This window comes from uncultured Faecalicoccus sp. (assembly GCF_944327125.1).
In the GTDB taxonomy this organism is placed as follows: domain Bacteria; phylum Bacillota_I; class Bacilli_A; order Erysipelotrichales; family Erysipelotrichaceae; genus Faecalicoccus.
The window spans coordinates 1-3,771 of sequence record NZ_CALVGO010000081.1; the positions used below are offsets into that span (position 1 = coordinate 1).

The following is a 3,771-nucleotide window of genomic DNA, read 5'->3' on the forward strand; positions in this document are numbered from 1 at the left end:
TAACGCTGGCTTTTACTAAATAGCGAATATGATTTTTCTTCATCAAAAAGGATTTATGATAAAGAATCGCATCCACGATCTTATTGGGACAATAAGAAATAAACAAATTGTCCATTTCCTCTTTAAACTTCGGATCGATGGGTTCCGTTGCAGACTTTTTTAAGATTTCTAATTGTTTCGATAATTTCTCAATATCCTGATCCGCCTGCATCATAGCCAATAGATGTTCATCCTGGATCTTCTTTTGCTGGTAAAGTGTTTCTCGTTTGATATCTTCTTCAGTTTGTTTCTTTAAATCCTGGAAAATCTTGATCAGCAGGAAAAAAGAAAAACACTCCAAAACCACAAGAACCAATGTAATCATTGTTTTATATGGTGTGTCGGAATGAAACCGCAAAAGAATGGTGATTGTAAAAATCACAAGATTGACAAGAATAAAATAGACATTTAAAGATCTTTGACGAAGTAATTGGTAAATATTGCTCATAGTGAGGACTCCTTTGATTGTATAAAATTTAAATAATCATGACGAAGTTTTGAATACGCTTCTTTGTTCCAAATTTTAGAAGAAAGTGCAATCTCTGTATACGAAGACTCGATAACAAGGATGGTCTTGTCCAGCTTTTCTTTCTTTTGCAGATGGATCAAATAGAAGAATAAAGCAATGTTAAGCCCTAAAAATAGAATCAAGATACAAAGGCTGTAAAAAATAAAAAGAGAATCGGATTTCACAAAGATGGCCGACATCCAACAAAAAATCTGTAGTACCAAAACAAGACAGGCCACAATAAATATGATTTTATGTTTGAGGGCTTCTTTTTCTTGAAAACAATATAGTAGGGCTTGATAAACGATAAAAAGCACGATGCATTGCAGTATAGAAAAGAATATTGGGTAAGCTTCCTGGTTTAAGAAGAAATCCGTTCCATTTCCTGAGGAAAAAGAATAGAGAAACAGGATAAATAAAAACTCCATGAGCAGTACCCCTAACTGATAAAGAAGAACAGCTCCTAGAATTTTCGTCTTCTTTTCTTCTTTATATACAATACATAACATCAAAAAAACTAAGATGCATAAAAGAATGACCTTAAAGGCATAATGCGAGTATAAAGAAATCGCAATAGGATAAATGATCAATAAATAAAAGATCCAAACACTCCAGAAGGATTTTCCGGGATGGGAACTATACAAATACTTTGATAAAAACCATGCCCAGACAAGACTTTGAAAAATATAGAAAAAGTAATTAAACATATGAAGTTAGTAAAACTGATGGATCAAATAATCTTGAAATGCTTCCTGCACCTTTTTGGAATACGTTCGGCTGATAGGGATCATTGATCCTGTATGAGTAATAAAATCGGTTCGGTTACATTCTTTTACATGATCAAAATTAATGAAAAAACTGCGATGACACTGATGAAACTGCGAATGCATGTCAATTCCCAATTCATCAAATGTCTCATTAACTCGCAAGGTTTCTTTTGGTGTATAAATCAAACTATAGCGTTTGATTCTTTCTACGGCCATGATATCTTCTAAAGAAATCAAGATTTTTCTTGTCCCTGAATGAACACATATCTGTTTATGCATGGAAAGAAGAATGGATAAAGCCTTGTTCAAAGCTTTTTCAATACGCATTTTCAATTCGGGTTTATAAATAAAATAACAATGCTTCGTTTCATAGATGTCAGTCACCTTTTCTAAGTAGGCGCTGATAAAGATGACAACAGAATGATGAAACAATTTATGAAGCTTGTCTGCCATCTCGATTCCATCTTCATGGTCTAATACGATATCCATTAAAAAAATCGTAGGGACTGATGTATCCAGTTTGGTTTCAAAGAGTTCTTTCGTAGATTCAAAAGAATAATATTGTATATCATTATGAAGATTGACATTTTGGACAACTTTTAAGATTTGTTCTTTTTGCTTAGAATCATCTTCACATAGTATTATTTGCAACATTTTAGTTATCCTTTCTGCTCGTTTATTTTATCATATATAACTATCGTATGAGTTTTCAATCATTGTCCTATTTTTCTTTTTAGGACAATTTTTTTGTGTTTGGGGACACATATCTGTTAAAGGTGAAATACCTTCCATATAATTTATCTATAGATCATGAAGCATTGTAAGTTTTTTTTAAAAGGGTAATTCATAAAAAACTTAACTGCAGTGAAGGAGAGGGAATATGCAAAAATATAATGATTTTATGAAGTGGAGCTATATAAGGATCCTATGCATAGCTCTGGGAGTGCTGGGGGTACTTCTACTTTTTTCTTGCCTGGGTGTTGTATCCAGTGCCAATTCTCTTACGGGAAGTGATGATGTTTATTCCGCTTTTGGAGGGGCCTCAAGTCTGTATTCAAGCATCTCAAGCTTGAGTTCGATGTATGGCTTGAATTTTTTTGTACTGATCGTAGGAACCATACTTGTTTTCTTGAAGATGTATTCCAGTCATTCGATGGATTATAAACCAGGTTATCTTCTTGTTGCCAGTATCGTTGTCGGATTTCTTTGCGAGGCAACGATATCTTCCATCAACAAGGGACTCTCGAACCTGTTCTCCACTTCTCTGGAGTCTGTTGCCTCGTCGATCCTGACATATGGCTTTCTTGTGCTCATCATGGCCGTTCTTCAAATCGTGGGCGGTGTAATGGCGTTCCGGGCATCGGGATTCAAGATCGACAGCGAGAACATCAAGAATGTATCCAGCAATCTGTCCAGTACTATATCGAGTCTGCAGAAATTTGATGAAAGGGATATCCAGGACATGGCGGACTATCTGATGAGATCAAAGGTGGATATCGAATTTTCATTGAACAGTGAAGGGGCTGAGTTAGCAAATCAGCTGAAGCTTCCCAAGGACTATACAAAAGACGATATCCTACAGAAATTCAATGAACTGGGATTCATGGAAAAAAGAAACGTGATGTCAAAATACACATCCATAAAAGAAAGCAACTAGAAAGAACGAGGAGACAAGAAAAGCATGGAAAGGGTAATCACTGAACTGTACATGAAGATGAACGAAGGAGACTACAGAAACAGGGAATTCTCCGACTACTGGATCTATGATGTGGACAGCATCATCAAAAGGATCGACGGGCTGAGCCGAAGATTCATCAAGGTCTCATTCTTCAATCGATATTTCAATGAAAAAGAGAATCTGATGCGCCTTCATCTGATGGTGAATGGTGAAAAAGTTACGCAGGACAAGTTTTCCAAAGAAGGCGGCTACAACAATGCCAGTATCATGGGATTCGTTGTGGAAGTCGATCTGGAGGAGGAAAGAAAAGGGGTAGAGATCCTGTCCTACATCAAGGATGGGAAAAAAGTTACGGAACTTGGAGAGTATATCGATCATTTTGACGAGGATCTTGATAAGGAGAAACTGAACCTTCTGCGTTTGTATAAGTATCCAGACGAGAGCCAGGAACTAAACATGGTTCCTCAGGTCAAAGAGAACTACTGGCTGTGCAAATGCGGACACTACAATTCCTTGAAGAGCCGTGCAGTAAGGTTCTGCCCGATTTGCGGGACCCGGATCGAGGAAGCCAGAGAAATGGAACAAGTGGATAATAAGACGTTGATCCTGGAAAATATAAACACCGTGATCAAGATCAGTCTCGGCGAAACAAGAGAAGAAGTTATAGAGCGTTATGTTGAAGCGTTTCATAAAAAATACGGTTTTGACAGAGACGAGGTCAGAAAATCGATCGATCCGGAAAAGATCAAGATCAATGATCAAGCTAATACGGTGTCTTC

At 36.7% G+C, this 3,771-nt stretch carries 5 protein-coding genes; 2 read left to right on the plus strand and 3 right to left on the minus strand.

Annotated elements, in window-relative coordinates; all coding sequences use genetic code 11:
- The 3 genes from Q0K03_RS07250 to Q0K03_RS07260 form a co-directional block, all read right to left on the minus strand.
- The coding region (locus Q0K03_RS07250; protein WP_297239040.1) for a hypothetical protein at positions 1-487 on the minus strand (487 nt) is incomplete at its 3' end.
- Complete coding sequence (locus tag Q0K03_RS07255) at positions 484-1,254, minus strand: hypothetical protein (RefSeq protein ID WP_297239041.1); 771 nt, start codon at positions 1,252-1,254, stop codon at positions 484-486. The genes Q0K03_RS07250 and Q0K03_RS07255, both read right to left, overlap by 4 nt.
- Before the next feature lie 6 nt (positions 1,255-1,260).
- Entirely contained in the window at positions 1,261-1,968 is a 708-nt protein-coding gene (locus Q0K03_RS07260; RefSeq protein ID WP_297239042.1) for a LytTR family DNA-binding domain-containing protein, read from the minus strand.
- Positions 1,969-2,194: 226 nt separating this feature from the next.
- Between Q0K03_RS07260 and Q0K03_RS07265 the strand changes: the two genes are divergently transcribed.
- Both Q0K03_RS07265 and Q0K03_RS07270 read left to right on the plus strand, forming a co-directional pair.
- Complete coding sequence (locus tag Q0K03_RS07265) at positions 2,195-2,971, plus strand: hypothetical protein (RefSeq protein WP_297239043.1); 777 nt, start codon at positions 2,195-2,197, stop codon at positions 2,969-2,971.
- 24 nt (positions 2,972-2,995) lie between these two features.
- A partial coding sequence (locus Q0K03_RS07270; protein WP_297239044.1) for a hypothetical protein occupies positions 2,996-3,771 on the plus strand: 776 nt, incomplete at its 3' end.